19 protein-coding genes are annotated in these 17,217 nt (G+C 43.5%); 16 read left to right on the forward strand and 3 right to left on the reverse strand.

Annotated elements, in window-relative coordinates; all coding sequences use genetic code 11:
• Window positions 1-17: 17 nt before the first annotated feature.
• The 13 genes from rplO to truA all read left to right on the forward strand — a co-directional run bounded on the left by rplO (window position 18) and on the right by truA (window position 8,922).
• Window positions 18-458, forward strand: a complete 441-nt coding sequence (gene rplO / locus IGK14_RS01235) for a 50S ribosomal protein L15 (protein ID WP_003128016.1) — start codon at window positions 18-20, stop codon at window positions 456-458.
• Window positions 458-1,753: a preprotein translocase subunit SecY gene (gene secY / locus IGK14_RS01240; protein ID WP_005227099.1), complete on the forward strand. Its 1,296-nt coding sequence runs from the start codon at window positions 458-460 to the stop codon at window positions 1,751-1,753. Before rplO ends, secY begins: the two co-directional genes overlap by 1 nt.
• Window positions 1,754-1,813: 60 nt before the next feature.
• Window positions 1,814-2,458: an adenylate kinase gene (locus IGK14_RS01245; RefSeq protein WP_005227100.1), complete on the forward strand. Its 645-nt coding sequence runs from the start codon at window positions 1,814-1,816 to the stop codon at window positions 2,456-2,458.
• A 188-nt stretch (window positions 2,459-2,646) separates the two neighbouring features.
• Window positions 2,647-2,865: a translation initiation factor IF-1 gene (gene infA, locus IGK14_RS01250; RefSeq protein WP_002288695.1), complete on the forward strand. Its 219-nt coding sequence runs from the start codon at window positions 2,647-2,649 to the stop codon at window positions 2,863-2,865.
• Between the two features lie 32 nt (window positions 2,866-2,897).
• Entirely contained in the window at window positions 2,898-3,014 is a 117-nt protein-coding gene (rpmJ, locus tag IGK14_RS01255; RefSeq protein WP_002288710.1) for a 50S ribosomal protein L36, read from the forward strand.
• A gap of 17 nt (window positions 3,015-3,031) precedes the next feature.
• A complete protein-coding gene (rpsM, locus tag IGK14_RS01260) occupies window positions 3,032-3,397 on the forward strand; it encodes a 30S ribosomal protein S13 (protein WP_005227102.1) in 366 nt (121 codons plus the stop codon).
• Between the two features lie 27 nt (window positions 3,398-3,424).
• Window positions 3,425-3,814: a 30S ribosomal protein S11 gene (gene rpsK, locus IGK14_RS01265; RefSeq protein ID WP_005227104.1), complete on the forward strand. Its 390-nt coding sequence runs from the start codon at window positions 3,425-3,427 to the stop codon at window positions 3,812-3,814.
• A gap of 79 nt (window positions 3,815-3,893) precedes the next feature.
• The gene (locus IGK14_RS01270) at window positions 3,894-4,832 is read left to right on the forward strand and encodes a DNA-directed RNA polymerase subunit alpha (protein ID WP_008376367.1); all 939 of its coding nucleotides are present in this window, start codon (window positions 3,894-3,896) and stop codon (window positions 4,830-4,832) included.
• A gap of 70 nt (window positions 4,833-4,902) precedes the next feature.
• On the forward strand, window positions 4,903-5,283 hold the full coding sequence (gene rplQ / locus IGK14_RS01275; protein ID WP_003128038.1) for a 50S ribosomal protein L17: 381 nt from the start codon (window positions 4,903-4,905) through the stop codon (window positions 5,281-5,283).
• A 271-nt stretch (window positions 5,284-5,554) separates the two neighbouring features.
• Window positions 5,555-6,391 carry an energy-coupling factor ABC transporter ATP-binding protein gene (locus IGK14_RS01280; RefSeq protein ID WP_010748616.1) on the forward strand — a complete coding sequence of 279 codons (837 nt, stop codon included), beginning with the start codon at window positions 5,555-5,557 and terminating at the stop codon, window positions 6,389-6,391.
• On the forward strand, window positions 6,367-7,233 hold the full coding sequence (locus tag IGK14_RS01285; RefSeq protein WP_005232516.1) for an energy-coupling factor ABC transporter ATP-binding protein: 867 nt from the start codon (window positions 6,367-6,369) through the stop codon (window positions 7,231-7,233). Before IGK14_RS01280 ends, IGK14_RS01285 begins: the two co-directional genes overlap by 25 nt.
• A complete protein-coding gene (locus tag IGK14_RS01290; protein WP_005227113.1) occupies window positions 7,223-8,020 on the forward strand; it encodes an energy-coupling factor transporter transmembrane component T family protein in 798 nt (265 codons plus the stop codon). The genes IGK14_RS01285 and IGK14_RS01290 overlap by 11 nt, the downstream gene beginning before the upstream one ends.
• 155 nt (window positions 8,021-8,175) lie before the next feature.
• Window positions 8,176-8,922, forward strand: a complete 747-nt coding sequence (gene truA / locus IGK14_RS01295) for a tRNA pseudouridine(38-40) synthase TruA (protein WP_010748617.1) — start codon at window positions 8,176-8,178, stop codon at window positions 8,920-8,922.
• 57 nt (window positions 8,923-8,979) lie between these two features.
• Here the strand turns inward: truA and IGK14_RS01300 are convergent, their stop codons facing one another.
• Window positions 8,980-10,293: an MFS transporter gene (locus IGK14_RS01300; protein ID WP_081116104.1), complete on the reverse strand. Its 1,314-nt coding sequence runs from the start codon at window positions 10,291-10,293 to the stop codon at window positions 8,980-8,982.
• Window positions 10,294-10,604: 311 nt separating this feature from the next.
• On the opposite strand from IGK14_RS01300, the gene IGK14_RS01305 reads away from it, so the two are divergent.
• Window positions 10,605-11,591, forward strand: coding sequence for a helix-turn-helix domain-containing protein (locus IGK14_RS01305; protein ID WP_438711474.1), 987 nt, complete (start codon window positions 10,605-10,607; stop codon window positions 11,589-11,591).
• Window positions 11,592-11,800: 209 nt separating this feature from the next.
• Here the strand turns inward: IGK14_RS01305 and IGK14_RS01310 are convergent, their stop codons facing one another.
• Complete coding sequence (locus tag IGK14_RS01310; RefSeq protein WP_081116102.1) at window positions 11,801-14,449, reverse strand: YfhO family protein; 2,649 nt, start codon at window positions 14,447-14,449, stop codon at window positions 11,801-11,803.
• Window positions 14,450-14,611: 162 nt separating this feature from the next.
• The gene (gene rpmB, locus IGK14_RS01315; protein ID WP_003128045.1) at window positions 14,612-14,800 is read right to left on the reverse strand and encodes a 50S ribosomal protein L28; all 189 of its coding nucleotides are present in this window, start codon (window positions 14,798-14,800) and stop codon (window positions 14,612-14,614) included.
• A gap of 266 nt (window positions 14,801-15,066) precedes the next feature.
• On the opposite strand from rpmB, the gene IGK14_RS01320 reads away from it, so the two are divergent.
• Both IGK14_RS01320 and IGK14_RS01325 read left to right on the forward strand, forming a co-directional pair.
• A complete protein-coding gene (locus IGK14_RS01320; RefSeq protein ID WP_005227125.1) occupies window positions 15,067-15,429 on the forward strand; it encodes an Asp23/Gls24 family envelope stress response protein in 363 nt (120 codons plus the stop codon).
• A 46-nt stretch (window positions 15,430-15,475) separates the two neighbouring features.
• A complete protein-coding gene (locus IGK14_RS01325; protein WP_005227126.1) occupies window positions 15,476-17,158 on the forward strand; it encodes a DAK2 domain-containing protein in 1,683 nt (560 codons plus the stop codon).
• Window positions 17,159-17,217 lie beyond the last annotated feature (59 nt).

A 17,217-nucleotide genomic window follows, 5' to 3' on the forward strand; every position in this document is an offset into this window, starting at 1 on the left:
AAGGAGGTGCCAAACCTATGAAACTTCATGAATTAAAACCATCAGAAGGCTCACGCCAAGTACGTAACCGTGTCGGTCGAGGAACTTCATCTGGTAACGGTAAAACAGCTGGACGTGGACAAAAAGGTCAAAAAGCTCGTTCAGGCGGCGGAGTACGTCTAGGATTCGAAGGTGGACAAACACCATTGTTCCGTCGTTTACCAAAACGTGGCTTTACAAATGTGAACCGCAAAGAATATGCAGTCATCAATCTTGATGTCTTGAACCGCTTTGAAGACGGTGCTGAAGTAACACCTGTTGCTTTACACGAAGCTGGAATCGTCAAAGACGAAAAAGCAGGAATCAAAGTATTAGCTAACGGAGAATTAACGAAGAAATTGACTGTGAAAGCAGCTAAATTCTCAAAAGCAGCTGAAGAAGCAATCGTTGCTGCTGGTGGATCAATCGAGGTGATCTAATGATCAGACTATTGAAGGATGCCTTTAAGGTTAAGGATATTAGATCCAGAATATTGTTCACCGTCTTAATCTTGTTTGTCTTTCGTCTGGGAACACATATTACTGTGCCAGGCGTAGACGCAAGTCGCCTAAACACCATCGCAGATCTACCATTTTTAAACATGTTAAACTTGGTAAGTGGTGGCGCCATGCAACAATTTTCGATTTTCTCGATGGGGGTTTCGCCTTACATCACTGCCTCAATTGTTATTCAGTTGTTGCAGATGGATATCGTCCCTAAATTTGTTGAATGGTCGAAGCAAGGTGAAGTGGGTCGTAAGAAACTAAATCAGGCAACACGTTACTTGACGTTGGTATTGGGCTTTGTCCAATCCATGACATTAACGGCTGGATTTAACTATTACACTCAACTCGGGTTTGTAAACAATCCTAATATGGCAACCTATATCGTGATCGGTCTGATTTTAACAGCCGGAACGATGTTAGTCACTTGGTTAGGAGAGCAGATCACCGAGCGTGGTATCGGAAACGGTGTGTCAATGATCATCTTTGCAGGGATCATTTCACGCTTACCAGCAAGCATCAAAGAATTGATTGAAGATTACTTCATTAACGTGGATCAATCGGATATCTGGCTAAATGCTATCTTTATGGCGCTGCTTGTGATCGCTGTGTTGATCGTCATTACTTTAGTAACGTATGTTCAACAAGCAGAACGCAAGATTCCGATCCAATATACAAAACGGGTAGCAGGAGCGCCTACCAGCAGTTACCTTCCTTTGAAAGTAAATGCTGCCGGGGTTATCCCAGTTATCTTTGCCAGTTCTTTTATTACAACACCAAATGCGATCATTCAAGCATTAGGTAGTTCATATAGAGGAGAAACTTGGTACGAAGTGGTGCAAACGATCTTTAGTTACAACACTGTACCGGGTGCGATCATCTATACTGTCTTGATCGTTGCGTTTACTTTCTTCTACGCATTTGTTCAAGTGAACCCTGAGAAATTAGCGGAAAACTTGCAAAAACAAGGAAGTTACATTCCGAGTGTGCGTCCTGGTAAAGGAACCGAAGAATATGTATCACGTTTGTTGATGCGATTAAGCACGGTTGGATCGATCTTTTTAGGATTGGTTGCTTTACTTCCAATCATCGCTCAGATGGCTTGGAATCTACCGCAATCGATCGGTCTAGGTGGAACGAGTCTATTGATCATTATCGGTGTGGCACTTGATACTGCCAAGCAGTTAGAAGGGCTTATGCTGAAACGGAAATATACTGGTTTCATCAATTAAAGTTATTGAAGTGTTGAGGATTTCCTCAACACTATTCAAAAACTTACAGGAGGAATTAGAATGAACTTCATTTTAATGGGATTACCTGGTGCTGGAAAAGGTACTCAGGCAGAACGTATCGTTGCTGAATACGGTCTTCCTCATATTTCAACAGGCGATATGTTTCGGGCTGCGATGGCGAACGAAACAGAACTAGGCCTTAAAGCAAAATCATACATGGATCAAGGCGCATTAGTTCCTGATGAGGTTACAAATGGGATCGTTAAAGAACGTTTAGCTGAACCTGATACCGAGAAAGGTTTCTTATTAGATGGTTTTCCTCGTACATTGGATCAAGCAAAAGCGTTAGATGAGATGCTAGCTGACCTTAACAAAAAACTTGATGCCGTTATTGATATTCATGTTCCTGAAGAAGTTCTTGTAGAACGTTTAGCCGGCCGCTTCATGTGCCGCAATTGTGGGGCAACTTATCATAAATTGTTCAATCCTCCAAAAGAGGAAGGAACATGTGATCGTTGTGGAAGTCATGACTTCTACCAACGTGAAGATGATAAGCCTGAGACGGTCAAAAATCGTCTAGCTGTCAATATCAAAAGCAGTGAACCAATTTTGACTTATTACAAAGACAAAGGGTTATTGCAATCGATTGATGGGGATCGCGACATCGACGCTGTATTCGAAGATGTTCAAAAGATCATTGACTAATCATAGATTGCCCGAGTCCAACTTGCAGCTTAAAACTTTCTCTTGAAATCTTTGACAGGATATGATAGAATATGTCAGTCCGACTTCTACTTTTTATTAAGTAGGAGCATAGTTTGAGAATATCAGGTGGGAACCGAGTTTCCGCCATTTTATCGTGTGAAAATCACAAGTACAAGGAGGTACTGTGCGTGGCAAAAGAAGATATGATTGAAGTCGAAGGTACAGTCGTCGAAACTTTGCCGAATGCAATGTTTAAAGTAGAATTGGAAAACGGACACCAAGTTCTAGCGACCGTTTCTGGTAAGATCCGGATGCACTACATTCGTATTTTACCTGGAGACAAAGTGACGGTGGAATTATCCCCGTATGATCTGAACCGTGGCCGCATTACTTATCGCTTTAAATAATTGTACTCCGTAAAACCACAGGAGGTATTATCATGAAAGTAAGACCATCAGTAAAACCAATGTGCGAACATTGTAAAGTAATTCGTCGTAAAGGACGCGTTATGGTGATTTGCCCAGCAAATCCAAAACATAAACAACGTCAAGGATAATCGGAGGTGTAACAAATATGGCTCGTATTGCAGGAGTAGATATTCCTCGTGATAAACGTGTGGTCGTTTCACTTACTTATATCTATGGTATTGGTAACACGACTGCAAAACAAATTTTAGCTGACGCTGGCGTGTCTGAAGAAGTTCGCGTTCGTGATTTAACGAATGAACAAACAGATGCTATCCGTGCGGAAGTTGATAAATTAAAAGTTGAAGGTGACCTTCGTCGTGAAGTGAACTTAAACATCAAACGATTGATGGAAATCGGTTCTTACCGTGGAATCCGTCATCGCCGTGGATTGCCAGTTCGTGGACAAAACACGAAAAACAATGCACGTACTCGTAAAGGCCCGTCTAAAACAGTCGCAGGCAAGAAAAAATAATTCCTAAGTGAAGGAGGTTAAAACTTCATGGCAGCAAAAAAAGTGAGTCGTAAACGCCGTGTGAAAAAGAATATTGAAGCGGGTATTGCACATATTCACTCAACATTCAATAATACAATCGTAATGATCACTGATACTCATGGTAATGCATTAGCATGGTCATCAGCTGGTTCATTAGGTTTCAAAGGAAGCAAAAAATCTACTCCTTTTGCCGCTCAAATGGCAGCAGAAACAGCTACCAAAGCAGCAATGGAACACGGATTAAGAACTGTTGAAGTAACAGTTAAAGGACCTGGTTCTGGACGTGAAGCAGCAATTCGTTCATTACAAGCAGCAGGTTTGGAAGTGAGTGCGATCCGTGACGTGACTCCAGTCCCTCATAATGGATGCCGCCCTCCAAAACGCCGTCGTGTTTAATGAGTGCTGCTCATTTTGAGTGTAACAAATACGTCATTGAACAAGACACTTTTCGTTTTGAAAGGGGTAATAGATAAGAATGATTGAATTCGAAAAACCAAGAATCGCAAAGATTGATGAAGACAAAGATTATGGCAAGTTCATCGTGGAACCTCTTGAAAGAGGCTACGGAACTACACTAGGAAATTCCCTACGTCGTATTTTATTATCTTCTTTACCTGGTGCGGCAATCACCAATATTCAAATCGATGGAGTTTTACACGAATTCTCAACTGTTAAGGGTGTTCGGGAAGACGTTGCTCAAATCATCTTGAATATTAAAGGTCTTGCATTGAAAATGTACGGGGATGAAGAAAAGACCCTTGAAATTGATATTTCAGGACCTGCTACAGTAACTGCTGGCGATATCATCGTTGATAGTGATGTAGAAATCCTTAACAAAGATATGTATATCTGTACCGTTTCTGAAGGTGCTACGTTCCATGCTCGCTTAACAGTGAAACCTGGCCGCGGCTACGTTCAAGCGGACGAAAACAAAAAAGAAGACATGCCGATCGGCGTTCTTCCAGTCGATTCAATCTATACACCAGTACGTCGTGTCAACTACCAAGTAGAAAACACACGTGTCGGTCGTCGGGATGATTTCGACAAATTAACGATGGAAATATGGACTGATGGCTCAATCGAACCATTGGAAGCAATGAGTTTGTCTGCGAAGATCATGACTGAACATTTAGACATCTTTGTTAACCTAACGGATGAAGCGAAAAACGCTGAAATCATGGTTGAGAAAGAAGAAACACAAAAAGAAAAAATGTTGGAAATGACGATCGAAGAATTAGACTTATCTGTTCGTTCATACAACTGTCTAAAACGTGCAGGAATCAATACTGTACAAGAATTGACAAACAAATCTGAACCAGAAATGATCAAAGTAAGAAACTTAGGCCGTAAATCTCTTGAAGAGGTCAAAGTGAAATTACATGATTTAGGTTTAGGACTACGTAAAGACGATTAAACCGTTTTCGATTACGTTAGTTCGGTTCGTCTGACCGATACAACATTCGAAAGTGAAGGAGGGAAACCACGTGAGTTATCGTAAACTAGGACGCACATCTAGCCAACGTAAAGCGATGTTGCGTGATTTGACAACTGATTTATTCATTAACGAACGTATCGTTACGACTGAAGCTCGTGCGAAAGAAGTTCGTTCAACTGCAGAAAAAATGATCACTTTAGGTAAACGTGGTGATTTGCATGCACGTCGTCAAGCAGCAGCATTCGTTCGTAATGAAGTTGCAAGTGTACGTGAAGAAAACGAAGAAGTAGTTATTGAATCAGCATTACAAAAATTATTCAATGATATCGCTCCTCGTTACACAGATCGCCAAGGTGGATATACTCGTATCTTGAAAACAGAACCAAGACGCGGAGATGCTGCACCAATGGTTATCCTAGAACTTGTTTAAAATCACACTTATCATCACTTTATAGATGTTTACTAAGAGTGTTATGATGTTGGAAGAAACTTTCCGAGTCTAGCTCAGCGCCTACACCTCGATGTATTTCGAGGTGTACGCACTCATCATAAAGTGCTTTTTTTTTACTTTCGATTACCTGTCAAGACAGGTAATGGCAAGTGAAAAAAAGATCTGGAGACAAATCGTGCGTGAATCATTGAAAAACGTGCGCTTTTTTGGTAGTGTTAGAAAGAATTAATCGCAAATGAAGGAGTCTATCATGAAGCCAATCATTGAATTGAATGCTATTACTGTGCGTTATAGCGAAGAAGAGCGTGCCGCGTTAAATAACGTATCCTTTTCCATCAACAAAGGGGAATGGGTGGCGTTGATCGGCCATAACGGCTCTGGTAAATCAACTTTAGCAAAAACCATCAATGGCTTGATCTTGCCACAAGAAGGCAGTGTTTCTGTCGGCGAATTGCCTTTGAATGAAGAAAATATCTGGAATATTCGAAAAATGGTCGGTATGGTCTTTCAAAACCCTGACAATCAATTCGTTGGTTCGACGGTGGAAGATGATGTGGCTTTCGGTTTGGAAAATCAAGGAATCCCGCGAGAAGAAATGCTGGTTCGTGTCAAAGACGCTCTGGAACAAGTACGGATGAGCGAGTTTGCGACCCGGGAACCCGCGCGTCTTTCTGGTGGTCAAAAACAGCGGGTAGCCATTGCTGGCGTAGTTGCATTGCGCCCAGATATCATCATTCTTGATGAAGCCACTAGTATGCTAGATCCAGAAGGTCGTGAAGAAGTGATCGCAACGATCAAAAAAATCAAAGAGAAAAACAATTTGACCGTGCTTTCGATCACCCATGATATCGATGAAGCAGCCAACGCCAATCGGGTGCTGGTGATGCGTCAAGGAAAGCTCGTCCGCGAAGGGACACCAGCAGAGATTTTTTCTGCAGGTCCGGAACTGATTGAGCTAGGCTTAGATCTGCCGTTTCCTGAAAAATTAAAGGCGGCACTAAAACAGCGGGGCGTCACGGTACCGCAAGCGTACTTAACTGAAGAAGGGATGGTGGATTGGCTATGGACATCCGTTTTGAACAAGTAGGATTCACCTACCAACCGCATTCTCCGTTTGAACAGCGGGTTTTGTTCGATATCGATTTAGAGATCAAAGAAGGCTCTTATACCGCCTTAGTCGGTCATACGGGTAGCGGAAAATCTACGTTGTTGCAGCACTTGAATGCATTATTAAAACCAACGACTGGTACGGTCACGATCGGTGAGCGAGTCATCAAACCCGAGACAGACAACAAAAATCTAAAACCGTTACGTAAAAAAGTCGGGATCGTTTTTCAATTTCCTGAATCCCAATTATTTGAGGAAACTGTTGCGAGAGATATCGCTTTTGGACCGAAAAACTTTGGGGTCTCCGAAGAAGCAGCCAAAGGTTTAGCCCAAGAATACATTCAATTGGTAGGTTTAGATGAAAGTTTTCTGGAACGTTCACCATTTGACCTTTCAGGGGGCCAAATGCGCCGTGTAGCGATTGCTGGGGTCTTGGCTATGGAACCAGAAGTTTTGGTCTTAGACGAGCCGACAGCTGGCTTAGATCCACAAGGACGCAAAGAGATGATGGAAATGTTTGATCGCCTGCATCGGGAAAAGAACATGACGATCATTTTAGTGACCCACTTGATGGATGATGTGGCAAACTATGCTGATTATGTCTATGTGTTAGAAAAAGGACGTCTCGTCAAAGCAGGCACGCCGTCCGTTGTGTTTCAAGATACTGCCTGGCTGCAAGAAAAGCAGTTGGGGGTACCGACAGCAACCGCATTTGCGGAGCAACTACAAGCCAGAGGATTGGCATTTGAGCAGTTGCCGCTAACAGCTGATGAGCTGGCGGATGTTTTAGTAGCAAAGGGGGCGACTGCCCATGATGAATAAACTGATTTTCGGTCGTTTTATTCCTGGGGACTCCTTGATCCACCGTTTAGATCCACGAGTCAAATTGATTGCTAGTTTTTATTTTATCGCGATTATCTTTTTGGCGAATAATTGGCAAAGCTATTTATTAGCGGGTGCTTTTACGCTCTTTTGTATCTCCTTTTCAAAAATCGATTTTGGCTTCTTTATTCGAGGCGTGCGTCCTTTGATTTGGCTGATTTTATTTACTGTGGCGTTACAGATTTTATTTACTACCGGCGGCGACGTCTACTGGTCTTGGTGGATCTTTAACATCACAGAATTTGGTGTCCAAAACGGGATTTTTATTTTTTGCCGTTTTGTTTTGATCATTTTCATGTCGACCTTGTTGACGTTAACGACGCCTCCATTAGAGCTTTCAGATGCGATCGAATACATTTTGCGTCCGTTAAAAGCGATCCGTTTCCCTGTCCATGAAATCTCACTGATGCTGTCGATCGCGTTGCGCTTTGTGCCAACCTTGATGGATGAAACAGAAAAAATTATGAATGCTCAGCGTGCCCGCGGGGTCGATTTCGGCGAAGGGGGACTGTTGCAGAAGATGAAGGCGATCGTTCCTTTATTGATTCCTTTATTTGTCAGCAGCTTTAACCGTGCGGAAGATCTAGCTACCGCTATGGAAGCCAGAGGCTATCAAGGCGGCGAAGGGCGTACCAAGTATCGGATTTTACATTGGCATCAACGGGACACATTGGTTGTCATCGTTTTTGCGCTCTTTACAGTAGCGTTAGTGTTCTTAAGAGGATAATCGAAGACCTATGATTGAAGTCAACCCACGAAAGGTTCTTAACGAAGCATCGAGGCTGCTGGCGATCCCAGCGGCTGGTTCGAAAAGGCCTGTCGACCGATCAGACTTTTCTCATAGGCCTTTTTTTGAAAAAATAGAAAGAAACAGGTGATTCAATGGTCCGCTATAAAGCGACGATCGCTTATGATGGCACGAATTTTCAAGGATTTCAACGTCAACCCAATGGCAGAACGGTTCAAGAAGAGATTGAAAAGACATTAACGAAGATGAACAATGGTCAGCCGATTCAGATTCATGGCTCTGGCCGCACCGATGCGGGGGTCCATGCGCAAGGACAAGTGATCCACTTCGATTTCCCTCAAAAGCGCCCACTGGAAAAAATGCGCTTTGGTTTAGATACCCAAACGCCAGAAGATGTTGCGGTAAAATCGGTGGAGATCGTTGACGATACCTTCCATGCCCGCTACTTAGTCGTTGAAAAAACCTACCAGTTTCGAGTAGACATTGGGAAACCTCGCAGTCCTTTCCGTCGCCATTATGCCAGCTATTATCCGTATCCGCTAGATTTGGAAAAAATCCAACGAGCGTTGCCAGATTTTTTAGGCACCCATGACTTTACCAGTTTTTGCGCGACGGGCAGTTCCGTCGATGACAAAACACGGACGATCCATGAGGCGTCCATGGCGGTCAATGACGCTGGAGATGAGTTGATTTTCACCTTTCGCGGCGATGGATTTTTGTACAAGATGATCCGAATCATGGTGGGCACATTGTTGAAAATCGGCAATGGACGACTCGCACCTGACAGTATTCCTGCGATCATTGCGCAAAAAGACCGAAATGCAGCAGGTCCCACAGCTCATCCAGAAGGATTGTATTTGGTTCACGTTGCCTATGAATAAGGAAAAACACAAGCTTCGCTGCTCTTGTCCAAAAAGAGAAAGCGAAAGCTTGTGTTTTTATTTTTTCTCAGGCAAAACAGGGGCAGTTTCTTGCCAATCTTCAGTCCTTTCCGCAGCATTTTTAGGCGCAGCAGTGGTGGGTGTTTTTTCTAAGGTACTGGCAGCGACTAAGGCAGCGATCGCTACTAAAAATGCAAAAAGCAAGTAAAGCAGCCAGCTCCAAGCAACGTGATAGCGATTGCCGATGCCTAAAAAGACCATTTGACCGACGGGTCCCCCTAGCATCACAATGGTGGAAAAGATCCCGCTGCTGATGGCGAGATGTTCTTCATCGATCTCACGAATCAGATGTGCCGAAAAGCGAGGATTGATTTTTCCAATCAGATAGCCTTCAGCAAAGAGCAGCACAATCATGAGCCAACGATTATGCAGGAAGAGAAAATTCAAGGTCAATAGACATAAAACGAAGGAGGTATACGCAATCAAGCGAACCAGACCAGTATTTTTGAACCAGTCGGCAGCAAACAAGGCGCCAGCGACCATGCCGATGGAAGTGGCGATGCCTGCCATCGCAACGGTGTTGCCATAAGTGGCAAACCAAAGCGCAAGGTCATCCAACAGCTGGAGATTTAGTAGACCGCTCGTGCTAGCAGCTAAGGTATTGATCAGTAAGGCAAAGAGGATCATCTTTTTAAGAAAAGCTGTACCAGTCAATAATTTAAAGGTTTCCGAGAAATTCTGAAAGAGTGGTGTTGGTGCTTGATTGATTTTCCCAGGCACCGCATAAAAGAGCGAGCGGTTCCAGAAGATCACGATGGCGGCTAAGAAAAACGTCACGGCATTGATCAAACCAAAAGCCGCAAAATTATTATTCAGTAAAATGATCCCCCAAGCACCGATGCCTTGAAAGACGATTTGAACGGTGGTTTGACACGCCATTTGAAAGCCCATGGCACTGTCTAAGGAATCAGCAGGCACAAGACGGCGAACAAAGGGCAGCTGTAACCCAGAACAATAAGCGCCCAAACAATCAGATACAATGTTGATGCCTAGCAAAAGGAAGAAAGACCATAAACTAGGCGGCAGTTGGATCAAAAAAGCGAGTGCCACAAAAAGGACTCCTTGTAATAGTCGACTGCTGATCATCCATTGCACTTTGTTTTTGGTACGATCGGCTAGATAGCCGGTCAGGATCCGTAAGAGATCAGGGATCAGCAGTGCCATGGAGGCTAAGGAAACAGCAAGGGCATTAAAGGGTAATGTACTGGCGTAAACCACGAACACGATATTAAATAAACTCATGCCGATGCCACTGAGTAAGGCGGCGTTGACTAAGGCACGATAGCCTTTGTTTTGTTGATATTCTTTCATCGAAATCATCCTTTCACGTTCTACGTTGTAAAACCAGTATAGGATGCTTTATACTAAGAAGAGAAAATAATCCACTATAGTGGAATTTAAATGTACCAGGAGCGTACCAGAGGTTACTGTCACGAGTGGCTAACAGCTAAAAGAGTGGTATGTAAATAGGGGATCGTAGATTTTGTTCCTCAACATTTTATAAGGTTGAATCTAAATTTGAATCTAGATTTGAATCTAAAATAGTAGCATTTAATGGCAGAGCTTCATTCGCAAAGCAAGATTGGTTTGGCGTTTGCAGACTGATCGCTAGGAGGATGGTTATGGAAGAAGGAAAACTGTACCGACAATTGCGCAAAGAGCGCGGCTATACGATCGCTCAAGTGGCGGATGAACAAAACAGTCGCTCGTTTATCATTAAATTTGAGCAAGGTGCTTCAAGTATCAGTATTCATCGATTGGAACGCTTATTAGAAAATATCCATGTTACGGTGGAGGAGTTTTATTATTTACGTGCGCAGCAAAAAGGCATAAAAAGTCACGACAACCTGATGAGCTTCCCCAGCTATATGACGAGCGAATTTATGGATTTACTGGATCGAATTTTAGGGATCAACAAAGAAGCTTACTTGAGTAACGTCCACGCCCAGCGAAGCAAAGAAGGGCTGGAGGAAATGCGCAGCGAACTGATCGCCGCTTCCAAACAGCATTCTTTTGTTTTTCTGTACCTTGAGATCACAAAGGAGATACATGAAATCAATCTCTCAGGTCTTAAACCCAATCACTCTTCTGGTGACTACATGGAAAAGCTGCGCACCAAAACTCGCCCCGTCATTTCCTACCTTACGAAAGTAGACAACTGGGGCGTTTATGAGATTTTACTGTTTCGGTATTTTCAATTCTTGTTTCCTGTCGAAACCTCCTATCACTTACTGCAGATCGCTATTTCCCGCACCAAAAAAGAACAAGGCTTGTCCTTGATGCGAGAAATTCAAATGGATTTGATTTTTAGTTGTTTTACGACGTTTGTCAATTTTCGCCGCCTGGAGTGGGCAAAAGAGGTGTTGACCATTGCAGAGGAATTATTGGCAGATCGCGGAGATATGCTAAACAGCACGCATCTTCTTTGCTATCAAGGGTGGTACTGGTATATTTATGGCGATCAAGAAAAAGGACTGTTGAAAATCGACCAAGGGCTTTCGATCTTTCGCGTCTTGAAACAAACCAAAATGGTTAAATTATGGGAGCGATCGTTGCACTCCATCAAGAAAAATGCGGAAGAACCTAACAGTTATCTTATGTTCCGCTAAACGCTCTAAGGGCTAACGGGCTAGGCATTTGGCCCCGCATCGAAGGGGACCTAGTCGGTAGTGGAGGCTAAGGCCACTAGAGCGAACAACTGTGGAACGCCAGCACAAAAAAAGAACCAAACTCACCGATCATTGAGCGACAACCATAAGTCAGCGTTTGCTCTAACTTATGGGGAGCGCCTCAAAAAGACGAGTTGGTTCTTTTTCGATTAGGTTTCTGGTGGTTGATCCATGAGTTGACGTTGGTCGTCTAAAACTTGCTTTTTGGCTACTTGTTTCTGGTAAAACCAAGCAAACAGGATAAACAATGCGATGCAGCCGAAGAACAAGCAAACACCGATAACAAAGCCTTGCGGCAAGAAGGACAGTTCCAAGTGATGGGTGCCACTTGGGATCGTCACACTGATAAAGCCGTCTTGAAAGGCGGTGATTGGAACTTCTTTGCCGTCAAGCGTAGCAGTCCAGCCCTTGTCATAAGGGATGGTCGTTACAAGCTGCTGCTCTTTTTCAGTCGTGATATCGGCTTTGGCACTGCGTTTGCCGACCGTCATAGCGACCCCTCGATCTTGGATCGCATCAATTGCTTGTTGGTAAGCGTTGGTATCCAAGGTCACGACTTGCGGGTTTTGGAAGGAGATTTCAGGCGTTCCGTAGAAGCTGACGGTGAATTGAACCGTCGTATCGGTCTCATAGTGCCCTAAGTCGTAGTATTGACCGTTGATACTGATTTGCGTTTCTCGCTGCTGACCGTTGACTGTCACGGTGGCAGATGAGCTTTCCAATTCCCCAAAGTTGGCAGGGAAAAGACTCAAGTATGCTTGCGAGTTCGCTGGAACCTCCACTTGCCAAGTCACTTCTTTTGCGACATTGCTTTCTTGCTCGGTAAATTTCATATACATGCCGTCATTGGTGATATCTGTATTTTTACTATGGATCACCGTGATCGGCTGAAAGGCAAAATACTCTAAATTTAAATCCGCCAAGCCATTGAAAAGATTTTTCTGGCTCGTCAAGTTGTCATTTTGCGGCTGATCAATCGATTCAATGGTTGGTTCAGCCAAGAAACCTAGCGGTAACGCATTTTGATTCTCATAAAGCTTGTATTCACCAGATTCCCCCACACGTTGAAAGCCGTATTTGGTGAGATTTGGCTTGGAGATATTGTATTTGATCCCTGTAAAAGCATCCATCAGCAAGGTATTATTCGGATAGCGGATATTTAAATTGGTGCCGCGGGACCGAAAGCCCAGCTTATCCAGGTAGCTTGAGGAATTGCGGTTACGGATCGAAGAAAACATGCTGACACCGCTGTAGCCATAATTGATACTGTCGTTGGAAGAAACAGGATCAAGGTTTTCTAATCGGAAAAAGGTATCATTGTCTTCGTTGGCTTGAGTGACTAGTTTTTTGATGTCCGGATAAGGTTCTGTATACAAACTGCGAGAAGCATAGTTCCAATCATTCAAAATTCCGCGAACCATGCCGCTCGTATTGACGGCCATTTCTCCGCAGACGAAGATTAGCATCAAGATCGTCACTCGTTTTTGTGTTAAAAGACCTAATTGCCCGAACCCAATACATAACAAGTAAAGAACAAAGAATACGATCGTTAGCGCAAAAGAAGTAGCGGAAACATATTCATAGGTTCCAGGTCCTTTCAATGCGTAGGAGAGGGCAAACACCACGATCGTAGAAAGACCAATAATGAGAAACAAGCCGCGATCTTTTTGCTGCAGCTGCTCCCACCCGTATCCCGCCAGCATGATCACTAAGAAGGAGAACAAATAGGCATAGCGGAAAAGGAACATATTTGGGGCATGCATCCCGTGCCAAAAAAGATTCATCGGCACGATATAAAAACTGGCGATCAAAACAGCAAACATGCCAGCGTATAAGAATTTATCCTTCAAGCGGATTTTCTTCGAAACAAAATATAAAATACACAACAGCAACGGCAATAAACCGATATAGATGAAGGGAATGGAGCCGTATTTTGTCGTATCGTAAACACCGATCATGTTTTTCATCACGAGATCAAAGACATCGGTGGCTTCGGTTTTAAAGGAAGAAATCGTTGTTAATTCTTCCCCGTTTGAGCGCAAATCCAATAAGGCAGGTAAGATGATTACCATTGAGGCGCCGCCAGCTAACAAGGAGGTGATGCCATATGGGATGATCGCCCCCCGAGCTTGCTTCCAGTTGCGGCCCAACTGAACCAAGAAATACATCACGGAAAAGAGACCGATCATAAAGCCCATGTAAAAACTGGATAAAAATAACAGCAGATAACTGATAAATAACACGACTGGTTTTTTCTTTTTCACTAAACGGTCAATACCTAAAATCACTAGCGGTAGATAGATCATGGCATCAAGCCACATGATCAGTTCCGAATGGGCGGTGATGAAGGACATCAAGGCATAACAGACAGCTAAGGTCACATGCTGCCAACGTTGGATCTTAAAGGTTTGGCTGGCATAAAACCAAAACGCCAAGCCCGCGCTGCCGATCTTGATCAAGGTCAAGAAGTACAACGCATCTGGCATCAGCTGATTTGGGAAAAACAAGACCAGAGGAGTGAAGATCCCGCCTAAGTAATAGGAGATCAGTGCCAGATAATTCAAGCCTAAAGAGGCGTTCCATGTATAAAAGATACTTTGCTTGCCTAAAAGCATATTGCGAAAGCTGGCATGAAAGTTTGAGAATTGTGAAAAGGCATCACTGGCTAAGACACTGCGGCTGCTGCCAGGGTAGATGCCGATGGTCAAATAGATCACTGCCATGATAAGAAACGGCAAGCAGAAACTAGCAAGCATATAAGGCCAATGTTGTTTGGCAAATGTTTTTATTTTCGTCACAAGAAGTCACCTGTTCTTTATCAATTTTTTCTTAGTTTACCACAGGTGAATCGATTAAAAAAACAAAGACCTGTTTTCTTTAATGAAAACCTAAGTGAAAGCGCACCAAAGAAAAAAGGGTACAAAAAAAGCCGTTCAAAACGAACGGCCGAAAAGGTCTAATTATACGCGCTCAACTTTTCCAGATTTCAAAGCACGAGTTGACACCCAAACTTTTTTAGGTTTTCCGTCAATCATAACGCGAACTTTTTGCAAGTTAGGTTTCACAGTACGTTTTGTCGCATTCATTGCGTGAGAACGATTGTTTCCACTTGTAGTTTTACGTCCAGTAAAGTAACAAACTTTAGCCATGTGGTTATTTCCTCCTTTGCCTTGATGTTGGAGCGCTATTTCAGCTCATACCATCTGAATTTATCACAGAAAGGTGAAAAAAGCAAGAGTAATTTTCAAGAAACATTGACTTTTCCCGGTAAACATTGTAAATTAAACAAGGTCGAAATGCAAGACGTTTGGTCAGAAAGCCCCTTTTCATATGTCTCATCCTTTTATTTGCGGTACAGCTATGATAAAATATGTAAGAAGAAAGATGGGTCATGCCCATTGAAGGAGGCTATAAAATGGCTGTAAAAATTCAAACCTCATCAGGTATTATTGAAATCAGTAATGAAGTCATTGCAACAGTGGTCGGAGGCGCAGCAACAGATGTGTTCGGCATTGTTGGTATGGCTAGCAAGAAACAAATCAAAGATAACATCAATGAAATTTTACGAAAAGAAAATTATTCTCGCGGTGTCGTTGTCCGCCAAGAAGAAAACGGCATTGCAGTGGATGTATACACGATCGTCAGCTATGGAACAAAGATTTCCGAAGTTTCCCGCAACGTGCAGGAAAAAGTGAAATACAACTTAGAAACGATGCTAGGTGTATCTGCGAACTCGGTAAATGTATTTGTTCAAGGCGTACGTGTACTGCCAGATTAGGCAAGGGATCCGTTCATGGCGGATGATTTTAAGGAGGACTATCTAAGTGAAGGTAACGAATATCAGCGCAAGTCAGTTTCAAGAAATGGTGCAGGCAGGCGCGGCTCGTCTACAAGTTAATGCAGAGTTTGTCAACTCATTGAATGTGTTTCCTGTTCCAGATGGAGACACTGGGACAAACATGAATCTATCCATGACCAGTGGAGCAAAAGCGGTCGCAGATGCGACTTCAGAAAACGTCGGCGATCTTGCCGCTACACTTTCAAAAGGACTATTGATGGGCGCACGTGGGAATTCTGGCGTCATTTTATCTCAATTATTCCGCGGTTTTTCTAAAGCTATCCCGACCGCAGAAACACTCACTGCACCAGAATTGGCTCAAGCCTTTACTCATGGAGTAGAAACCGCCTATAAAGCAGTCATGAAACCTGTGGAAGGAACCATCTTGACTGTGGCACGCATCGCAGCTGAATATGGCGAGAAAAAAGCACAAACTACCGATGATTGTATCGAAGTGATGAAAGCCGTGGTTCACGGTGCAAAACGTTCATTGGCGAAAACCCCAGATCTATTGCCCGTCTTAAAAGAAGTCGGCGTGGTAGATAGCGGCGGTCAAGGATTGTTGTTCATTTATGAAGGCTTCTTAAATGCGTTGACGGGTGAATACCCAGCCGATGAAATCTTCGAACCTTCCCCAGCGGCTATGGATGAAATGGTCAATGCCGAACATCATCGCAGCGTTCAAGGACACTTAGCGACAGAAGATATCACCTTTGGTTACTGTACAGAAATCATGGTGAAGATCGGTGAAGGTCCGACTGTAGATAGTGAATTTGATTATGAAACATTCCGTAATTACTTAAATGAGTTAGGGGATTCCTTATTAGTGGTCAACGACGATGAGATCATCAAAGTCCATGTCCATACGGAACATCCTGGCGAAGTCATGAATTATGGTCAAAAATTCGGCTCATTGGTGAAAATCAAAGTTGACAACATGCGTCTTCAGCATGAAACGATTTTGGAACACGACCAGCAAGGTGCAAAACCTGCACCAGTGAAACGTCCACGGACACCATTTGCGATCATCGCGATCGCGGCTGGCGAAGGCTTGAAAGAATTGTTCACTAGCCTGGGTGCTTCATATGTCATCAGTGGCGGCCAAACGATGAACCCAAGTACGGAAGACATTTTGTTGGCGATCAATGAAGTTAATGCCGACCAAGTGATCGTTCTACCAAATAACAAAAACATCTTTATGGCTGCACAGCAAGCAGCGGAAGTTTCCGAGATTCCAGTAGCGGTTGTTGAAACACGGACGATCTCACAAGGGATGACAGCGATGCTGGCATTCCACGAGCAATCCACACTAGCTGAAAATCAGCAAGCTATGACCGATGTCTTAGCAAGTGTTGTCAGCGGATCAGTGACTCATGCGATCCGTAATACATCAATTGATGGCATCGAAATCACAGAAGGCGACTTCTTAGGAATGGTCGACGGCAAAATCGTTGTTTCTGTTCCTGATCGTTTCTCTGCTTCCATGACTACCTTAGAAAAAATGATCACAGAAGATACTGAGATCGTCACCATCATTATCGGTGAAGAAGGCAAAGCCAAAGAAGCAGCGAAAATTGAAGAAGCGATCGTTGAGCTGCATCCTGAGATCGAAGTAGAGATCCATCAAGGCGATCAGCCAGTTTATCCGTATCTTTTCTCAGCAGAATAAACAAATTAGGCGGCGGGGGCAAAAATCGTAGATGATTTTTGGCTCCGTCTTTTTCTATG

The sequence above is a fragment of the Enterococcus sp. DIV0970a genome, assembly GCF_051711265.1.
GTDB lineage: Bacteria > Bacillota > Bacilli > Lactobacillales > Enterococcaceae > Enterococcus_D > Enterococcus_D casseliflavus.

Coding starts and splice junctions, on each gene's coding strand:
- rplO (WP_003128016.1), top strand. CDS start 18: ATGAAACTTCATGAATTAAAACCATCAGAAGGCTCACGCCAAGTACGT.
- secY (WP_005227099.1), top strand. CDS start 458: ATGATCAGACTATTGAAGGATGCCTTTAAGGTTAAGGATATTAGATCC.
- IGK14_RS01245 (WP_005227100.1), top strand. CDS start 1,814: ATGAACTTCATTTTAATGGGATTACCTGGTGCTGGAAAAGGTACTCAG.
- rpmJ (WP_002288710.1), top strand. CDS start 2,898: ATGAAAGTAAGACCATCAGTAAAACCAATGTGCGAACATTGTAAAGTA.
- rpsM (WP_005227102.1), top strand. CDS start 3,032: ATGGCTCGTATTGCAGGAGTAGATATTCCTCGTGATAAACGTGTGGTC.
- rpsK (WP_005227104.1), top strand. CDS start 3,425: ATGGCAGCAAAAAAAGTGAGTCGTAAACGCCGTGTGAAAAAGAATATT.
- IGK14_RS01270 (WP_008376367.1), top strand. CDS start 3,894: ATGATTGAATTCGAAAAACCAAGAATCGCAAAGATTGATGAAGACAAA.
- IGK14_RS01280 (WP_010748616.1), top strand. CDS start 5,555: ATGAAGCCAATCATTGAATTGAATGCTATTACTGTGCGTTATAGCGAA.
- IGK14_RS01285 (WP_005232516.1), top strand. CDS start 6,367: ATGGACATCCGTTTTGAACAAGTAGGATTCACCTACCAACCGCATTCT.
- IGK14_RS01290 (WP_005227113.1), top strand. CDS start 7,223: ATGATGAATAAACTGATTTTCGGTCGTTTTATTCCTGGGGACTCCTTG.
- truA (WP_010748617.1), top strand. CDS start 8,176: ATGGTCCGCTATAAAGCGACGATCGCTTATGATGGCACGAATTTTCAA.
- IGK14_RS01300 (WP_081116104.1), bottom strand. CDS start 10,293: ATGAAAGAATATCAACAAAACAAAGGCTATCGTGCCTTAGTCAACGCC.
- IGK14_RS01305 (WP_438711474.1), top strand. CDS start 10,605: ATGGAAGAAGGAAAACTGTACCGACAATTGCGCAAAGAGCGCGGCTAT.
- rpmB (WP_003128045.1), bottom strand. CDS start 14,800: ATGGCTAAAGTTTGTTACTTTACTGGACGTAAAACTACAAGTGGAAAC.
- IGK14_RS01320 (WP_005227125.1), top strand. CDS start 15,067: ATGGCTGTAAAAATTCAAACCTCATCAGGTATTATTGAAATCAGTAAT.